Consider the following 16,764-nt stretch of genomic DNA (forward strand, 5'->3'; position numbering starts at 1 on the left):
AACCGTGATTCTAATATGTTCAGTTATTTGTTTATAGGTATGTTACTAATTATAATATCCGGAATATTTAAAATGCTATAATATTAAAATGCTATAATAAAAATCATCCCTATTATGTAGAGATGATTTTTGTTTTGTTATGAAACAATAATTTGTAATATAAGGTTAAACTTCTCTAGTTTCTTTCTTCAAAAATTCTTTTTCTTCTGTATTTAGATAAGGTGATAACAATTTATATACTTCTTTATGATAATTATTTAAGAATAATTTTTCCTTTTCTGTAAGCATATCTATTTTTATACCATCTAAATCTATAGGACAATAGGTAGCTACATCAAACTTCATAAATTGTCCCCCATATTCTGTTTCATTGTCTTTAGTAACAAATAGTAAATTCTCTATTCTAATACCATGCTTACCTTCTTTATATACACCAGGTTCATTTGTAACATTCATTCCTTCTTCAAATACTACTGTATTAGGAACTTGTGAGAAGTTTTGTGGTCCTTCATGAACATTAAGGAAAAATCCAACTCCATGACCAGTTCCACATTTATAGTCAATTCCTGCTTCCCAAAGTGGTGTTCTTGCAATAACATCTAAATTAGATCCAGTAGCTCCATATAAGAACTTAGCCATAGTTAAAGCTAAATTACTCTTAACTACAAGAGTAAAGTCTCTTCTTTCTTCTTCGGTCAATTCACCTAGAACTATGGTTCTTGTTATATCTGTAGTTCCATCATAATATTGCCCACCTGAATCCACTAAGAATAATCCTTCTGGCTTTAAAATATAATTACTTTCTGGCGTAGCAGAATAATGCATCATGGCAGCATGCTCTTTATATGCAGCTATGGTTGAAAAACTTGGTTCAACAAAATACTCTTGTTCACTTCTTAATTTAATTAGAGTATCTGTGGCTGACATCTCAGATATTTCTTCTTTATCTACATTTTCTTTTAAGTACTTTATGAACTTAACCATAGCAACTCCATCTTTTATAGTACAGTTTCTAAAGTTACTTCTTTCAACTTCATTCTTTATTGCTTTTAAATCTGTAGTTATATTTCTTTTTTCGATTTTAGAAATAGATTCATTTAATGAGGTAAGAATTTTCACATTAGTTTTATTTGGATCAAATAATATAGATGTATCTTTAAGTTCTTTTAAGTTATTGAATATCTCATTATACTTTAATATATCAACAGAAGAAGCCTTTAGATTGGTTATAACTTCATCAGTTAATTTATTATTATCTATGAAAAACTTAACATAATCCATGCTAATTAATAAATAAGATATTGTTACAGGACTGCTTTCTACATCATTTCCCCTAATATTTAATGTCCAAGCGATATCATCTAAGGAACTTAATACGTAATATTCAGCCCCTATTTCCTTCATCTTTTCACGAATAATAGCAAGTTTTTCTGATGCTGATTTACCTGCAAATTTAACATCATGAAGAAACACCTTTGTATTAGGCATAGCTGGTCTATCACTCCAAATTGGAGATATTAAATCCTTTTCTGGATTTATTTTTATTTTTCTGCTTTTAAATGTTTCTGTCATAGTTTTATATATTCCAATAGGCATTACAGAACCATCAAAACCAACTATATCTCCTGGATTAAGCTCTTTTTTTAGAAATTCTGTGAAGGTAGGAACCTTAGGTTGTCCCATTTTAAAAAGCTCTATTCCCGTACCAGATAGTTGCTTTTCAGCTTGAATATAATAACGACCATCTGCCCATAGTATTGCTCTATTAAGAGTTACCACTACAGTTCCTGCTGAACCTGTAAAGCCAGAAATCCATGCTCTAGCTTTGAAGTATTCAGCTACATATTCACTTTGATGAGAATCAAAACTAGGAATAATGTAAGCTGATAATTGATTTTCCTTCATAGCCCTTCTTAGGCTTTCAATTTTTTCTTTAACATTCATCCATATTCACCCCTATTTTCTACTAATAAACATCTAAACCTATTATACTGCTAAAATTTTATACAATCAATGATATAATTTATAAATATGAATTTCGTTTTAAAATTATTCATTATACCAAATATCTAAATTCTGATTTCTAATTATTATGGTATAAAAAAACTCATTGCTTTATTACAATGAGTTTTTATGTTAAATCTATTTATTCTTTAATCCATTTACTTGCTTCTAATGCATAGTAAGTGATAATTAATTTAGCACCAGCTCTTTTTATTGAAATTAACATTTCAAGAGCAGCTCTTTTTTCATCAATTAATCCATTTTCTCCTGCATTTTTTATCATAGCATATTCTCCACTGACATTGTAGGCAGCTATAGGCATATTAAAAGTCATACTGGCCTCTTTTATTATGTCTAAATATAATATAGCTGGTTTAACCATTACTATATCAGCACCTTCTTCAATATCAGCTGCGATTTCTCTCATAGCTTCCTTACCATTAGCAGGATCCATTTGATAGCTGCTTCTATCTCCAAATTGAGGAGCTGAATTTGCAGCTGCTCTAAAAGGACCATACATAGCAGAACTATATTTTGCACTATAACTCATTATAGATATATGCTTAAATCCGTTTTCATCTAAGATATCTCTTATGGCTTTAACTCTACCATCCATCATATCTGAAGGTGCAATCATGTCAGCTCCAGCTTTAGCATGAGAAAGTGCAATCTTAGCTAAGTACTTTAAGCTTTCATCATTATCTACTCTCTCATTTTTAATAACTCCACAATGACCGTGAGAAGTGTATTGACACATGCATACATCGGTAATAACAAATAATTCCTTAGAGATTTCTTTGACTTTTCTTATTGCTCTTTGAACTATACCCTCTTCACAGAAAGCTGAAGAAGCAATTTCATCCTTCTCATCCGGAAGTCCAAATAAGATTATACCTTTTACTCCTGCAGCAATAACTTCATCTATAACTTCTGGTAATCTATCTAAAGACCAGTGGTAATTCCCTACCAGAGATGGAATCTCTTCTTTAATATTTTCTCCTTCAACCACAAAAATTGGGTATATAAAATCATTACTATTTAAAATAGTTTCACGTACCATATCTCTTATTGCACTAGTTTCTCTTAATCTTCTATATCTTTTGAACATAATAAACATGGCCTATTAATGCAAGGCCATGATACACCTACCTTTCAGTCTTTAAAAAAATTTATTTTATTAAGGTATCTATAATACCTTGAGTTCCAATTTTATCACATTGTGTATAGGATAATTGATGAATATTTAAAGCCTTTGAAGTAATAGGCCCTATTGATATAATTGATTTTTCTTTTATCTTATCTATTCCAACTAAAGTAATCATATTTTCTACGGTGCTAGGACTAGTAAATACAACTGTATCACAATTATCAAAAGAAACTATATTAGGATTTTCACCAATAACTGTGTCATATACTGGTATATCATCTACCTCAGCTCCAATATTTCGAAGTTCATTTACAATATAGTTTCTCCCCTTTTTTGAGCGTGGAATTAATATTTTATCTCCTGATGAAACCTTTAGTTCTATAGCTTTAAATAAACCTTCACCTGTAAATTCCTCTGCTGTTAAAGTTGGAATTATTCCCTTAGCTTTTAAAGCTTTAGTAGTAGCATCTCCTATAGAAACAAACTCACCTTTAATTTTTCTTATATCTATACTGTTATGGTATAATGCATTAAATAGCATTTCAACTCCATTAATACTAGTTAATAATATATACTTATAGTCTTCTAATTTATTTTCAATAGCTTTAATACTTTCAGGATTAGGTTCTATTGCAATAGAATTTATTTCTGTAACTGAAGCTCCTAATTTAGATAATTCATCGCCAATTTCCCTGCTTTGTGCTTTACTCCTAGTTATGCAAATATTTCTTCCGAATAGAGGTAACTTCTCAAACCAATTCAACTTATCATTGAATTTGACTACTTCTCCCACTACAATGATAGATGGATTTGATATGCCCTTTTCCTTTGCTATTTCAGTTATATCTTTTAAAGTTCCTACTGCTTTCTTTTGATTAGAGGTAGTTCCACTCATTACAAGAGCTACTGGAGTTTCTTCTCCTAATCCAGCAGTAATAAGACCGTTGCAAATGCCTCCTAATTGTTCATAACCCATCATAAAAATTAAAGTACCCTTTAATTTAGCTATAGTTTCAAAATCTAAGTTTAAACCAGCTGCACTTTTAGCAGTAAAGACATGAAAACTTTGGGCAATTTTCCTATGGGTTACAGGTATGCCACCATAATTGAGTGCTGCAATAGGTGAAGTTATACCTGGCACTACTTCAAAATCAATATTTTCATCTATTAGAGCTAAAGCTTCTTCACCACCACGACCAAATATGTATGGATCTCCACCTTTAATTCTTCCAACAATATGTCCTTCTTTTGCTAATTTAACTAAGGTATCATTAATCTCTTCCTGAGTTTTATAGTGACATCCTGGCTCTTTTCCACAATAATAAAGTTTTGCATCTCTATTTACATATTTTAATATTTCAGAACCAGATAATCTGTCATAAAGTATAGCTGTACATTCTCTTAAAACCTTTATAGCTCTTAATGTTATTAAGTCTGGTGATCCTGGACCACCTCCAATTAAATAAACCTTTCCCATAAATCCTCCTATTAAATATCTACTTATTTAAGATAACTTGTGATAATTTTTTTCCTAAGTTTAAATATTCTTCTTTATTTCCTATTATAGTGTCTTTTACTAAATTACCATTGACTTCATATATACCCATAATAGTCATTACATCATCTTCTATAGAAGCATATGCACCAATAGTAGAATGACAATCACCCTTTAACTCTCTCATAAAACTTCTTTCAGCTTCTACGCAAATTCTAACTTCCTCATTATCTAGAGCCCTTAATTCATCTGCATACTCACAACTCTCATGAATTTCTATACCTAAAGCTCCTTGTGCAATAGCAGGAATTATTTCATTTGTTTCAAAATAATTGGTAATAATTCCTTCTAATCCCAATCTCTTTAATCCAGCAGCTGCTAATACTATTCCGTCTAAGTTTTCATTTTCAATCTTATCAATTCTTGTTTGAACATTACCTCTTACAGGAACTATTTCAATGTCTGGTCTTAAAAGGAGAATTTGCTCACTTCTTCTTTTACTACTAGTACCAACTCTAGCCCCCTTAGGTAAATTAAAAAATGAAACACCATTCATAGAAACAAAGGCATCCCTTACATCTTCCCTTATTGGCGTAGCAGCAATAGAGAAACCATCTGGTAGCTCATATGGCACATCCTTCATACTATGGACTCCTCCATGTGCTTTTCCATCAATCATTAATTTTTCTAACTCTTTTATAAAGACTCCCTTTCCACCTATTTTATCTAACGTTACATCAAGTCTTTTATCTCCTAAAGTATCTGTAAGAACCTTTTCACATTTTATATTATGTAGCTCTTCAACCAAATCCATTACATAATCAGTTTGAACTTGAGCAAGCTTACTTTTTCGTGTAGCTAATTTTAAATTCAATTCTACTCCTCCATTCATTGTATAATTTAAATCTATACCCATTCATTTATTAAATCCGAATAAAATAATTGCAAAATCTCAATATGGTATCCATTGTTAAAGAAGAAAAGAAAATCTTCAGAACATATAAAATTTAGAATTTCACTTTTATTATTTAAAGTTGTTACATTATTTCTAATATGAGTTATAAATTCTATATAATTGTCAAAGTTCTGAAGATACTCCTTTGCCTTATTGCATAAAAATACCGATGCTTTAGGATTTTTTCCTTTAATTCGAAGCCCCAAAGCAATATTTTCACTTCTTCCTGTAGCACAAAGAATAGCTTTAGAATTCTCCGGAAGGGTAGTATCAATAAAAATTTTATTTTTACTGTTACATATATTCCTAATATTTTCGTTGAATTTAGAATCATTTGTACAAATTACAATTAAATGATAATCCTCCAATAACTCATTAGTAAAAGTTTTATCTAGAAGTTTCAAATTATCATAAGCACCATCTAACAACTTAAATTCATCTGTAAACTGTTCTGAGATGCAATGAACCACAAACCTACTATTTAAAAGAGTTTTAGCTTTTATTAAAGCACTTTTTCCTCCTCCTAATATTAAAACTTTAGTATTCATACCATTCAATGAAATAAATACGGAATCATTAAAACTATCCATGAGAATCCTATCCTTTATTTTAATATTTATTTAGCTACTAACTTCACTTAAAGCTTTTATAATAGTTTCATTCATATCTCTAGTTTTTATAGCTAACCTTACAAAACTATCATTAAGACCAGTATAGTTATTACAATTTCTAATTAAAATACCCTTTTCCATAAGCTGTTTTAAAAGTTCTGAGCTTGTAATTCCTTTTATCTTACAAAGAAAATAATTAGCCTTGCTTTCATACACCTTTTGTATAATCTTTATATCATTCAAAGATTTTTTCATAAATGCTCTTTCGGATATCAACCAATTTTTACTTTCATCTATAAACTTTTCATCAAATAATGCATACTTAGCAGCAACTTCTGCAAAACAATTCACTGTCCAAGGATTTTGATTACAAATAATGAAATCTAGTAATTTATTATTTCTACTTATGGCATAGCCCAAACGAACTCCTGCCATGGAGAAAAATTTTGTTATAGCTCTAACAATTACAATACAACTATAATTATGTATATAATTAATTATACTCTTATTATTATCTAATACAAACTCTATAAACGCTTCATCAATAATCACTAATTTATTATGGGCTTCACAATAATCTAATATGTTTTTAAATTTACAATGATCAATAATACAACCATTTGGATTATTAGGATTAGCCATTATTAACCCCTCAGTATTTTGTATCTGTGTAAAAATATCTTCATAATCATATTCCATAAACTCATTTAAAAAAGAATAATTGATATCCAATTTATGTTTTTTACTAAAATCTTCGTATTCTACAAAGGAAGGAACAACTATGGTTATAGAATTCAAGTAGCTTATAACTAAATCTAAAATTTCAGCTGCTCCATTTCCTACTATAATATTTTCAATACCTATGCTATTAAAATACTCTTTACCATAGGCATTTCCATTAAAATACTCATTACTTTTAAATAAATAATTTAATAGGTTATTTTTTAATTCTCTATATTTTATATCTGGATACAGAGGTACCTTTTCTAAAGCTTCTCCTATATTTCCCTTAAAATCCTTAGATATGGATATAGGATTTACATTTGAGCTAAAGTCTAAAAGTTTTCTTCCAATTAAAGTACCTTCAGTATATATATCTCCTCCATGTTTCAAAATATATATACCACCTTTCATCTTAATATGTGCAAGTATATAAAAACACTCACCTTTAACTAAAGTATAATTATAGATGTTAAACTTAATATTATTAGTAAAATTTCACTACTATACATTAGTATTATAGATTTCTTAATGTGTTGATGACTTAAAGCTTCTGTAGCATCTCCAATAGTTGGTTTTTCTACTATTTCTCCAAAGTAGGTATTAGCACCACCTAATTGAATAGATAAGGCTCCAGCAGTAGCTCCCTCAGGATAGGCACAATTAGGACTTTTATGATTCTTTCTGTCTCTAATCATAATCTTAAAGGATTCAATTATCCTTCCCTTAACTACCCATGCTGTAAGACACATTAATACTCCAGTTAGTCTAGCAGGAATAAAATTAAATATATCATCAACATTTGCTGGAAAAAAACCTATATTCTTATATTTTTCATTTAAGTACCCTACCATAGAATCCATAGTGTTAATTCCTTTATACATCATAGCAAGTGGTGCCCCTCCTATGATGGCATAAATTATAGGTGCAATTATACCATCAGAAGTATTTTCAGCTATAGTTTCTACATCACCTCGAATTATTTCATCCTTACTTAAAGAAGTTGTATCTCGACCTACAATATATGAAAGCTTAACTCTAGCTTCTTTTATATCATCCTGAACAAGAGCATTATAGACCTGAATTCCGGCTGTATGAAGACTCTTAGCAGCAAGCGTTGTCCATATTATTAAAGTATTAACTACTATAAAAACAATATTATTTATTATAGATAGCTTAAGTAATAAATATGGAATAGTGTATGTAATTATACAAACCATAAACACCATAAATAAAGAAGCCCACTTCAATTTAATATTATTAGGGAAATGTTTTCTTAGCCACTTTTCTATAGCTCCAATAAGTTTTCCTATATATATAATCGGATGTGGTAGCCAATTAGGATCACCTAAAATAAAGTCTAAAATAACTGCTAAAGATACACAAAGTATATTTAAGGATATATGAAAATTAATCATGATAACTTCTCCCACTATCTATTTAAGCCCATTATTTTATATATTTTATTCATATCTATAGAGGCTCTTACAAGGTCAGCTAGTTTATCTAATTCCTTTTCTCTTAAGTGCTCATAAGCCATAGAAACCTTCTCTTCAATTCCCTTGTCTCTTCTTAATTCATTAATAATGTGTTGTCTAAACTCAACCCCATCAAAAATACCATGAATATACGTTCCCATAACATTTCCTTTATTATTTACTACTCCATCTAAATGATTAGCTTCTTCATTATTGCTCTTATTTATGTTAATAAGGCTTTTACCTTCATCTAAAATCGTAGTTTTTCCCATGTGTATTTCATATCCATAAATACTTAAAGGTGTATCATTGTTTATTAAATCCTTTGCTATGATACCATTAACTCTAGTAGTAATCTTTTTCTCTTCAAAAACTGTTTTTATAGGTAAAATATCTAATCCTTCCATAGACTCTAGTGTAGTTTCAACTCCATAAGGATCCTCTAATATCTTCCCTAGCATTTGATATCCTCCACAAATACCTATGATTTTCCCATTAACTTCATATTCTCTAATTTTGTTATATAAGCCTGATTTTTTTAAATATTCTAAATCCCCTAAGGTATTTTTAGTTCCAGGAATTATAACTAAATCAGGAGTTTTAAATTCAGTTACAGTTTCAACATATCTTACAGAAACATCTGGTTCTATAGATAACGCATCAAAATCAGTAAAGTTTGATATATGCGGTAACCTTATAATGGCTATATCAATTTTATCTGTGATATTTTTATTAAGGTCAACAGCTCCATCTTCATCCTCTAAGTCTAATTTAAAATATGGAACAACCCCTAAGCAATCCCTATGAGTTAACTCCTCTAAACTATCTACTCCAGGTTTAAGTAAGGATATATCTCCTCTAAACTTATTTATAATAGTTCCTTTAACTCTGTCCTTTTCACTATCACTAAGGAGCATAATAGTACCTAATAAAGAAGCAAATACGCCGCCCTTATCGATATCACCTACAAGTAAAACAGGTGCATCTATTAGTTCAGCCATCCCCATGTTAACAATATCGTTGTCTCTTAAGTTTATTTCTGCTGGACTTCCTGCCCCTTCCATAACAATAATATCAAATTGATTTTCTAATTTTTCAAAAGCAGACTTTAAATCATCCTTAAATTTAACTTTTAAATTGTGGTATTCCTTTGCATTGGAGTAACCATATACTTCTCCATTAAAAATTATTTGACAATTTTTATCTGTAGTAGGTTTTAGTAGAATAGGATTCATATATACCTCAGGTTCAAGCCCTGCAGCATAAGCTTGCAAAACTTGAGCACGCCCCATCTCTTTTCCATCCAAAGTTATATATGAATTAAGAGACATATTTTGTGACTTATATGGACATACCAAATATCCATCTTGTTTAAATATTCTACATAATGCAGTAACTAGTATACTTTTTCCTACAGAAGAAGCTGTACCTTGAATCATTATTTTAGCCATTTATAATACCTTCTTTCTATTAAGTAGAGAACCCAAATCTTTGATTTGGGGTGAATCACTTACTCAGCGAACGCAGTGAGTCGAGTTTCAATTTAAATAAAATAAAAAAGCAAGGAAGAAAAGCTCCCTTGCCAAATAATTAAAATTTCCATCTTAGTAAAATAAAAAATATAAGTTTAAATCTAAGTAAGATAAACTTACCAAAATCTTTAATTTTACTTATACATATTAACTTAGTCACTAAAATAGCTCATTTCCCTCCGAAAGCTCATATTTAGGCAGGTCTCCTGGCTTATGAATCATTCTAACCTCACCTTCCCCTATTAAGAGTGGTATTTGAGGGTCGTCATCATTTACAGTAGCGGGGGCTGCTATGGATTTTAACCATATTCCCTTTTCACTTTTAAAAAGCACCTAAAATACTATTTAATTTTCACCCATAATTATAAGAGGTTTAAACACATAAGTCAATATAATGTGAATTTTACTTTGCATTCATTCTTATATTCTATAAAAAATGTAAAGACCTAGCAGTGAAAATGCTAGGTCCTTAGTTATTAAAAATACTTTACTTATATAATGGAATTTTATTGCAAAGAGCTTTAACTCTTTCCTTAGCAGGTGATAAATCAGCATCTCTGTTATCAATTGCCCAATTCATTATATCAGCAATTTCAATCATTTCTTCTTTTCCAAAACCTCTAGTAGTAGTAGCAGGAGTACCTATTCTAATACCACTAGTTACAAATGGGCTTTGGGATTCAAAAGGTATTGTATTTTTATTTACAGTGATTCCAACTTCGTCTAATAGATGCTCCGCTGCTTTTCCTGTAATATCTTTATTTCTTAAATCCACAAGAATTAAATGATTATCGGTACCATCAGACACTAATTTAAATCCTTTTTCTTTTAATGCACTTGCAAGAGATTTAGCATTTTCTAAAACTTTTTGCTGATACTCTTTAAAAGATGGGTCTAGAGCTTCTTTAAAGCAGATAGCTTTAGCTGCAATAGTATGCATTAATGGACCACCCTGTATTCCAGGGAATATAGTTTTATCTACTAGTTTTGCATACTTTTCTTTACAAAGTATTGCCCCACCCCTTGGTCCTCTTAAAGTTTTATGAGTTGTTGTTGTAATAAAGTCTGCATATGGAGCTGGACTAGGATGTACACCTGCGGCAATAAGTCCAGCTATATGAGCCATATCTACCATCATATATGCACCTATCTCATCACATATTGATCTTATTTTATCAAATTCTATTATTCTTGGGTAAGCACTAGCCCCCGCAACTATCATTTTAGGCCTTTCCTCTAAAGCTACAGTTCTTAATGCATCATAATCTATAAATCCATCTTCACCTACTCCATAAGATATAAATTTATATAACTTTCCAGAAAAATTAACTGGACTTCCATGGGTTAAGTGTCCACCATCAGATAAATTCATTCCTAATACTTTATCTCCTGGTTCTAATACACTCATATAAACTGCCATGTTAGCTTGAGAACCTGAATGAGGTTGAACATTGGCATGGTCTGCTCCAAATAGTTTACACATTCTATCTCTAGCAATATTTTCAGCAACATCTACGCATTCGCAACCACCATAATATCTTTTTCCTGGATATCCTTCTGCATATTTATTTGTAAGAGTGGATCCCATAGCCTCTCTCACGGCCTCACTTGTAAAGTTTTCTGAAGCGATAAGTTCGATTTTACTTTCCTGTCTAGCAGTCTCAAGACAAATTGCTTCATAAATTTCCGTATCAATGTTTTTAACATGTTCTAAGTTCATACATACTCCTCCTGCAATTAAAATTAGTTGTTTTTGGTGGAACCATGTGAATAGCTTTTTAACAAGTTTTTTTCTTTTGCGTTAGTAAAGCTTTAGTACTTAGTTTTGCAGCACAGATAGCAACAATATAACCACCAGAACCTTTACATATTATTATAACATTTATTTTCATGTTAACATACTCAATTTTTTAATTATTCTTGAAATTTTTTAATTATATGACTTTATGTGTACAAAAACACCCTTAAATAGTTTCTATATATTTAATTTTTTAAAATACTATTTAACATAATTTAATAATTCCTTTAGCTATATTATTGAATAAATCATCTACGTTGTTATATAATCTATTTAATTAATAACTACAAGGAGGAATGATATGGAAATTCATATATTTCTAAAAGGCAAGAAAGAAGCTGAAATTTTTAAGGGAGATAGAATTGATATCCTTGATTTTGAAATGGGTGGAGTTAAGTATAAGCAAGTGAGATACTTTAGAAACGGATTTAGTAAAAGTGAATTAATTGAATCTAATATAATTGATAAAATAATTAAAAAGTAGAGGAAATACCCTCTACTTTTTAATATAGAACATTATTTAGTTCAATACTATTTCTTGAATTATAGTTCCCTCTAATGTTTTTATATAGAATACATCTCCATCTACAACTCCATAGCTATGAGGATTATTTTCCTTTGGATAAGAAATAGAACCTGGATTAATTATAGAAATGCCATCTTTTTTATTAATACCTAATATATGTGTATGACCATGTAGCATTATATCTTCTGTAGATATATTAGGCATATTATTCTCATTATATTTGTGTCCATGAGTTAAAAAAAATCTTTTGTTATTATATAAAACTACAGAATAATCTCCCATGCATGGAAAATCCAATAACATTTGATCAACTTCCGAATCACAGTTTCCACGTACTGCAATTATCTTATATCTATATTCATTTAGTATCTTTGCTACCTCTTTAGGATCATACTCTTCCGGTAATGGATTTCTTGGCCCGTGATAAAGTATATCTCCAAGAATTAATAAATAATCACCCTGTTCTCTATTAAATACTTCTATAGCTTTTTTTGTGTATTTTGAAGAACCATGAATATCAGAAATAACTACTAATCTCATTTTATATCCTCCCATAATAAATTTTATACTTATTATTTACATTACTTTTATAACATTGTCAAATGTATAACAACATGTGATTGACGGTGTTTTACCAAAGTTCTATAATTTATTATATAACATATATACAGATTAAGGAGGGGTTTTATTTTGATTGTTAAAGTTTGTGTTGGAAGTGCTTGTTATGTAAGAGGTTCTCACAATGTTATAAACCGAATTAAGAGCTTAATAGAATTAAATAATTTAACAGATAAAATAGAATTAAAAGCTTCATTTTGTCTTGGTCATTGTACTGATTCGGTATGTGTTACTGTCGATGATAACATTTATACTGTAAATGAAGATGAAGTAGATAAATTCTTTGAAGAATATATAGTTAAGAAGGTGAATCTATGCAAGTAATGAATTTTTCCTCCGCTAACTGTAAAAATTGCTACAAATGTGTACGTACTTGTACAGTTAAAGCTATAGAAGTCTTAAATGATCAAGCTAAAATCCAAGAAGATAGATGTATTTTTTGTGGTCATTGTTTAGTCGTATGTCCTCAAAACGCTCGTCATGTGCTTTCAGATATTGATGATGTCAAAGCAGCATTAAATAGCAATAAAACAGTTGTTGCTCAATTAGCACCTGCTTTTAGAGGAGTATTCTCTCATCCTTCTAAATTGATAACTGCTCTAAGAAGATTAGGTTTTTCTTATATTGAAGAGGTTTCCATAGGTGCAGAACTAGTAACTCAAGAATATGAATGTAGGATTGATTGTAGTTCAAGTAGTGAATTTATCACAAGTTGCTGTCCTTCCATAGTAATGTTAATAGAAAAATATTATCCTGAATTAATTCCATTAGTTTTACCAGTATCCTCTCCTATGGTCGCCCATGGAAAAAGCATAAAAAATAGATATGAGGAATCTTATACTGTTTTTATAGGTCCATGTGTATCTAAAAAATATGAAGCTTTATCTGAATCTAATTTAGGATTTGTTGATTCTGTGTTAACCTTTGACGAAATCATCGACTATATAAAAGAAAATGGTATTGAATATTCTGAACTAGAAGATGGAGAAGTAGATTTTAGCGGTACTACAAGAGGTGATCGCTATCCTGTAGTTGGTGGAATATTAAATGCCATAAGACCTACTATTGATAAAAAAGATTTAAATGTAATTAGGGTTCATGGTCTGGAAAATTGTAAAGTTATTTTAGAGGAACTTAAAAATAACACTTTAAAGAATGTGTGTATAGAATTAAGTGCCTGTAATGAAAGTTGTCTTGGCGGTCCAGGCACATTATCTGATAATGAATCTGTATACACTAGACTACAAAGAATTCAAGATTACTTAAAAACAAAAAATAATAATTCAAAAGTTATTAATATAAATAAGGATAATCTTAATCTTACAAGAAACTTTGAAAATAAAAAAATCCATATGCTAACACCTAAAGACGATGAAATTAAAGTTCTTCTTAAACAAATGGGAAAATACACTAAAGAAGATGAATTAAACTGTGGCGCTTGTGGATACAACACTTGTGTTGAAAAGGCAATTGCTGTTTACAATGGAATGTCTGAGGTTGAGATGTGTGTACCTTATATGAGATCATTAGCAGAAAATATGAATAGTGAAATATTTAAAAATTCACCTAATGCTTTAATTATAATTGATGATAACTTATTAATTAAGGACATTAATCCCTCTGGAAGAAGAATGTTTTTAAATTGTGAAAAAGAAAGTATAATAGGAGTTCCTATAACAGAAATTATACACGACTTAGACTTTAAAAAAGTAGCCGACACAAAAAAGAATATTTTAGGTAAAAAAGTATTCTACAGTAAGTTAGATTTTCATGGGTATAAAAGTGTAATTTATATTAAAAATCACTCATCTTTATTGATAACATTTACAGACATAACTGAGGAAGAAAATAGGAAATTAGAATTGACTGAATTGAAGCGTAAATCTATTGATGTTACCCAAACAATTATAAACAAGCAAATGATGGTTGCTCAAGAAATTGCTAGCTTACTTGGTGAAACTACTGCAGAAACTAAAGTTGCTATCCTAGAGTTAAAAAAAGTATTAGAAGAGGAAGACTAATATGAGAAAATATTACTTAGATGTAGCTAATATGAGTATGAATAAACACGGTGAAGAACTTTGTGGTGACAACGTTGAAATTGCTAATACAGAAGATGGAATTATCGTAGTGATGTCAGATGGTCTTGGCAGTGGTGTTAAAGCTAATATACTAGGAACTTTAACATCTAAGATTGCAGTTACTATGTTAAAAGAAGGAGCTACTATAGATGAGACTATAGATACTATAATTAATACATTGCCTGAATGTCAAGTTAGAAAGTTAGCCTACTCCACTTTTACAATTGTGAAAATTAAAAACAGTGGCGAGGTATATATGGTAGAGTACGATAATCCACCTGTTTTTCTTTTTAGAAATAATCGTAGTTGTGACATCAAGAAGAATCGACGTATAGTGAATGGTAAAGTTATTTTTGAAAGTAGATTTTATATGAATGAATCTGATGCTCTAGTTATTATAAGTGACGGAGTTGTACATGCTGGTGTAGGTGGACTCTTAAATTTAGGTTGGGAATGGCCTCATATAAATAGATATCTAACTAATGTACTCCATAAAGAGGTGATTGCTCAAAACATATGTAGACAACTATTAGAGGTTTGTAAAGACTTATATGATAATAAACCTGGGGATGATACAACAGTAGTAACTATTAAGATAAGAAAGGAACAAAACATCTCTCTCTTTACAGGGCCACCTAAAAATAAGGATGACGATGATATTCTTATAAATCTTGTGAAAAATGCTACAGGTAAAAAAATTGTATGTGGTGGCACTACTGCTAATATAATATCTAATACATTACACACCCCGATAGAGATAGACTTAAAGCATTATACTTCGGAAGTCCCGCCTATGGGATTTATGAAAGGGATAGACTTGGTTACAGAAGGTATACTAACTTTAAATAAAGTAAAAGAATTATTAAAAAATTATCTAAATTCCATTAAAAAGAATGCTATACCCTGTGCTATAAATGGCTCTGATGGAGCCTCTAGAATTACTAATATGTTAATTAATGAAGGTACATCCATAGATATATATATAGGGCAAGCAGTTAATCCAGCTCATCAAAATCCATCTTTTCCAGATGAATTTAATTTAAAAATTAAAATTGTTAAAGACATAGCCAGATTACTAACTGCATTAGGTAAAAAAGTCAATGTAAATTATCTTTAATTTCAAAAAGATATTAGATTTTTTCTAATATCTTTTTAAATTCTTTTTATTATAATTGTAATACACCACATATAGTACTATTCCAATGACTATGCAAAGAATTCCAATAGTACCAGTACATAATGCAAAAAACTCTTCAGGTAATATGTTTATAATAGGATCTGTGTTGGGATCAAAAATCCATTTATCATTATTAAAAAAAATTTTATGGAATATTGTAAAGAAAAAATTAAAGTTAATACTTACAACTATTGAGAATATAACTGGAGTAATAATTGATATAATGGAAATATATTTTATATAAATATAGCTCTTATAACTGCTAGTATACAGTACAGACAATATTGCTAACGTAATTATTAAACTTAATATAGTAATCTTAGCTAGTTTAAATAATTCCTTTACTTCTTTAAAATGAAAAGCACCAGCCTCTGATGATTCTAAAGATGGTAGTTCAAATTTGTCGTTGTTATTATATAACAAATAGTCTATTACATAAGAATAATTTTTTTTCATCTCCGCAATAGATAAGCTTGTTCTCTCTTCCATATTAAATTTATTAATACTGTAAGTATAAATAGGTTTAATGCTTGTTACTATTAAAGTAGAAATAAGAATAATTAAAACAAAACCTGTAATAGAAATAAGGACATTTAGAATAAACTTTTTCATAGTATTACCT

General features: G+C 29.7%; 15 protein-coding genes and 1 riboswitch. Of the genes, 4 read left to right on the forward strand and 11 right to left on the reverse strand.

What is annotated here, in order from left to right; translation table 11 throughout:
• Nucleotides 1–165: 165 nt before the first annotated feature.
• The 9 genes from B3086_RS07710 to glyA all read right to left on the reverse strand — a co-directional run bounded on the left by B3086_RS07710 (nucleotide 166) and on the right by glyA (nucleotide 11,662).
• Nucleotides 166–1,944: an aminopeptidase P family protein gene (locus B3086_RS07710; protein WP_346848127.1), complete on the reverse strand. Its 1,779-nt coding sequence runs from the start codon at nucleotides 1,942–1,944 to the stop codon at nucleotides 166–168.
• Nucleotides 1,945–2,146: 202 nt separating this feature from the next.
• Complete coding sequence (hemB, locus tag B3086_RS07715) at nucleotides 2,147–3,112, reverse strand: porphobilinogen synthase (RefSeq protein WP_346876193.1); 966 nt, start codon at nucleotides 3,110–3,112, stop codon at nucleotides 2,147–2,149.
• 61 nt (nucleotides 3,113–3,173) lie between these two features.
• Nucleotides 3,174–4,628: a uroporphyrinogen-III C-methyltransferase gene (gene cobA / locus B3086_RS07720; RefSeq protein WP_346876192.1), complete on the reverse strand. Its 1,455-nt coding sequence runs from the start codon at nucleotides 4,626–4,628 to the stop codon at nucleotides 3,174–3,176.
• A 19-nt stretch (nucleotides 4,629–4,647) separates the two neighbouring features.
• A complete protein-coding gene (gene hemC / locus B3086_RS07725) occupies nucleotides 4,648–5,520 on the reverse strand; it encodes a hydroxymethylbilane synthase (RefSeq protein WP_035132259.1) in 873 nt (290 codons plus the stop codon).
• A 32-nt stretch (nucleotides 5,521–5,552) separates the two neighbouring features.
• On the reverse strand, nucleotides 5,553–6,191 hold the full coding sequence (locus B3086_RS07730; protein WP_346876191.1) for an NAD(P)-dependent oxidoreductase: 639 nt from the start codon (nucleotides 6,189–6,191) through the stop codon (nucleotides 5,553–5,555).
• A 30-nt stretch (nucleotides 6,192–6,221) separates the two neighbouring features.
• On the reverse strand, nucleotides 6,222–7,346 hold the full coding sequence (locus tag B3086_RS07735) for a pyridoxal phosphate-dependent aminotransferase (protein WP_414632277.1): 1,125 nt from the start codon (nucleotides 7,344–7,346) through the stop codon (nucleotides 6,222–6,224).
• A 38-nt stretch (nucleotides 7,347–7,384) separates the two neighbouring features.
• Nucleotides 7,385–8,350 carry an adenosylcobinamide-phosphate synthase CbiB gene (cbiB, locus tag B3086_RS07740; RefSeq protein ID WP_414632278.1) on the reverse strand — a complete coding sequence of 322 codons (966 nt, stop codon included), beginning with the start codon at nucleotides 8,348–8,350 and terminating at the stop codon, nucleotides 7,385–7,387.
• 14 nt (nucleotides 8,351–8,364) lie between these two features.
• On the reverse strand, nucleotides 8,365–9,861 hold the full coding sequence (locus B3086_RS07745) for a cobyric acid synthase (protein WP_346848121.1): 1,497 nt from the start codon (nucleotides 9,859–9,861) through the stop codon (nucleotides 8,365–8,367).
• A gap of 260 nt (nucleotides 9,862–10,121) precedes the next feature.
• A riboswitch (cobalamin riboswitch) is annotated at nucleotides 10,122–10,294 on the reverse strand.
• Nucleotides 10,295–10,429: 135 nt separating this feature from the next.
• A complete protein-coding gene (glyA, locus tag B3086_RS07750) occupies nucleotides 10,430–11,662 on the reverse strand; it encodes a serine hydroxymethyltransferase (protein ID WP_346848120.1) in 1,233 nt (410 codons plus the stop codon).
• Nucleotides 11,663–12,041: 379 nt separating this feature from the next.
• Between glyA and B3086_RS07755 the strand changes: the two genes are divergently transcribed.
• Entirely contained in the window at nucleotides 12,042–12,224 is a 183-nt protein-coding gene (locus B3086_RS07755; RefSeq protein ID WP_150845548.1) for a hypothetical protein, read from the forward strand.
• A 36-nt stretch (nucleotides 12,225–12,260) separates the two neighbouring features.
• On the opposite strand, the gene yfcE is transcribed toward B3086_RS07755, so the two are convergent.
• Nucleotides 12,261–12,806: a phosphodiesterase gene (gene yfcE, locus B3086_RS07760; RefSeq protein ID WP_346876189.1), complete on the reverse strand. Its 546-nt coding sequence runs from the start codon at nucleotides 12,804–12,806 to the stop codon at nucleotides 12,261–12,263.
• Nucleotides 12,807–12,956: 150 nt separating this feature from the next.
• Between yfcE and B3086_RS07765 the strand changes: the two genes are divergently transcribed.
• From B3086_RS07765 to B3086_RS07775, 3 genes are read left to right on the forward strand one after another with little or no spacing between them, the layout of a single operon-like run.
• Nucleotides 12,957–13,208, forward strand: coding sequence for an NAD(P)H-dependent oxidoreductase subunit E (locus tag B3086_RS07765; RefSeq protein WP_346848118.1), 252 nt, complete (start codon nucleotides 12,957–12,959; stop codon nucleotides 13,206–13,208).
• A complete protein-coding gene (locus B3086_RS07770; protein ID WP_346876188.1) occupies nucleotides 13,199–14,905 on the forward strand; it encodes a [Fe-Fe] hydrogenase large subunit C-terminal domain-containing protein in 1,707 nt (568 codons plus the stop codon). The genes B3086_RS07765 and B3086_RS07770 overlap by 10 nt, the downstream gene beginning before the upstream one ends.
• 1 nt (nucleotide 14,906) lies before the next feature.
• Nucleotides 14,907–16,082 carry a SpoIIE family protein phosphatase gene (locus tag B3086_RS07775; RefSeq protein ID WP_346848116.1) on the forward strand — a complete coding sequence of 392 codons (1,176 nt, stop codon included), beginning with the start codon at nucleotides 14,907–14,909 and terminating at the stop codon, nucleotides 16,080–16,082.
• Nucleotides 16,083–16,106: 24 nt separating this feature from the next.
• On the opposite strand, the gene B3086_RS07780 is transcribed toward B3086_RS07775, so the two are convergent.
• A complete protein-coding gene (locus B3086_RS07780; RefSeq protein ID WP_346848115.1) occupies nucleotides 16,107–16,754 on the reverse strand; it encodes a TIGR01906 family membrane protein in 648 nt (215 codons plus the stop codon).
• Between the last annotated feature and the right edge of the window lie 10 nt (nucleotides 16,755–16,764).

The organism is Clostridium sp. UBA871 (assembly GCF_002295255.1).
GTDB lineage: Bacteria > Bacillota > Clostridia > Clostridiales > Clostridiaceae > Clostridium_J > Clostridium_J sulfidigenes.